The following is a 2,498-nucleotide window of genomic DNA, read 5'->3' on the forward strand; positions in this document are numbered from 1 at the left end:
TATTCAAATATTTTAACCCAATCGACACCGAGAGAGCAGGGGAATGCGACAGGATTATTTCAGGTGCGGGCATTATTGAGATTTTAGAGCAAAGGGGCGATCAAAAATATCGTCTAGCTGTTTAGACCCATTGGGGTGTTTTTTACAAAGATATAGAGGCTTTTTGAGGAGATTAAGATGCGGGGATTGAAAGATCAAAAGCATAAATTGGGATATGGATGTGCGCTAGGGCAGCATGCTTTTGGCGTGTTGCAGCGAGGGGCTCACAAGGGGCTTTCTCTGGTTTTAAGCTTTAGTTTAGCTTTTCAGCCTTTGTTGTTGCAAGCGCAAGCAATTGGTGCACAAAGATCACCCGTTCAAGAGGCTCAAGGGATTAAAGCGGCCGATGGGGTTGGCTCACTTTTCCGCCCCACGGTGAGTGAAGCCAGCAATGGCGTACCGCTTGTTGATATAGCCCGTCCCAATGGGCAGGGTCTTTCTCATAATAAATATGACAGTTTTAATGTTGATGCGCATGGTGTGATTTTAAACAACTCAACGAGTGAGGTTTCACGTTCACAGCTTGGGGGATTGGTGCTTGGCAATGGCAATTTACGGGGGACCGGTGCAGCCAAGGTTATTCTCAATGAAGTGATCAGTGCCAATCGTTCGCGCCTTGAGGGCATGAGCGAAGTTCACGGGCATGCGGCAGATGTTATTATCGCCAATCCCAATGGAATTACCTGTAACGGTTGCGGCTTTATCAATACACCACGGGTGACTTTATCGACGGGACAGCCGATCATTGGCGCCAATGGGTCTTTAAGCGGTTTGCGTGTTGAGGGGGGCGATATCACCATTGGCGCCAAAGGCGCTGATGGGCGCACATTGGATATTTTTGATCTCGTTTCACGCAAGATTAGCATTGCAGGTCCTATCCAAGTCAAAGGAGATTTAGCTGTTATCGCGGGGCGCAATCATTTTGATTATGACAAACGTGAAGCAACGTCTCTTGGTTCAGATGGCAAAGAGCCGGAATTGGCCATTGATTCCAGTGAGTTTGGTGGCATGTATGCGGGTCAGATCCGCGTGCTTGCCAACGATAAAGGTGCTGGCGTTAAAATGCGGGGAGATATGGTTGCCAATGCAGGCGCCATGAGACTAACCAGTGATGGCAAGCTGGTGATCACCAAAGCCCGTTCCAAAGGAGCCGTGAAGGCTTACTCTCATCACGACAGTGTGCATGTGAAAGATCTGCTTTTTTCAGAAGAGGCTGTTTGGCTTAAGGCTTTGAAGCATGTTGAATTAGCAGAACGGACACGGGTTGCAGCGAGCGGTGCTGTTGATGTGCGCGCCGATGTGATCAAGCTAGGATCTGACGCTCTTTTGGCGAATGGCATTGGCAATGATGGGCAACAGTCAGCGACCGGTTCTTTGCACTTACAAGCAACAAAAATTGAGGCGGGGAGTGGACGAATTGCAGCTGGTGCGCTTTTACAGATCACTGCTGCGGCTATTGATCTTGACCGCTTGCAAGACAACAATCAGACAGGGATCTCTTCTCTTGGCGATTTGATCATTAAAACCAATCAAATCAGCGCTTTAAACAATCATATGGGTGCCAAGGGGAATGCTGTTCTGAAATCGGATGGGATTCTCACCATAGGGGTTGGTCATTATAGTGCAGGCGGTTCTCTTTTGGTGGAAGCGGCAGAGCTTACCTCACGCGCGCGCTTAGTGGCAGAGCAAAAAGTTGATCTTTATGCTCGTAGCGGTGATTTAGTCCAAGAAGGCACTGTGTTGTCCAATGGGAAGATAACGTTGGATGCTCATGGAGCCCTCACTCACAAGGGTGATATTGTCAGTGTGCAGAAAGTTGCTTTGACAGCTGGGGGCATGCTCACAACCAGCACGAACAGTACGCTTTTGGGTCATGACGTAGATTTGAGCACGACAGCTTTAACGCAGGCGGGAACTGTGGAAGCGCAAGGTGGTGCGCTCACCCTTCAGGTGCGTGATGGGGTCATCAATCTTGGCACAATGCGCGGTGAGAGTGTTGATGCCCATGCTGGTGCTTTGAAAAATCAAGGGATGTTGATTGCCAGCAATGATTTACACTTTGTGATCAGCCCAAAAGAGGGCACGGATAGCCAACAAGCCTTTCTTGAAAATGTATCTGGTGCGGTCATTCAAAGTGGGGGCAGTTTTGTTTTGTCTGCAGGGCAATTGCGCAATGCTGGTGCACTTGGCTCTAGTGGTGAGAGTGTTATCCTCAATGTGAGCGGGGATCTGGGCAATCGTGGGCTGATTTACGCCAAAAAATCGATGGACGTATCCAGTGATGGTAATTTAACCAACACACAGGGCAGAATTATTGCTGAAGAGGCTCTCAGTATTGGGGGGCTGAAGGAAGCACGTGCTGGTCATGTCAACAATGAGGCAGGTCTTCTCAGTGCTTTTGCCGGTGAGATGAAGCTTATAGCGACATCTTTTGTCAATAAAGGCGCTGAAACGACCAA

The 2,498-nt window shown here is 48.8% G+C and carries 1 protein-coding gene; it reads left to right on the forward strand.

Features of this window, described 5'->3' with window-relative positions; genetic code table 11:
* Positions 1 to 177: 177 nt before the first annotated feature.
* The coding region (locus ACFINC_RS09105) for a filamentous hemagglutinin N-terminal domain-containing protein (protein ID WP_375617002.1) at positions 178 to 2,498 on the forward strand (2,321 nt) is incomplete at its 3' end.

The sequence above is a fragment of the Bartonella sp. AP58NXGY genome (assembly GCF_042195785.1).
GTDB lineage: Bacteria > Pseudomonadota > Alphaproteobacteria > Rhizobiales > Rhizobiaceae > Bartonella.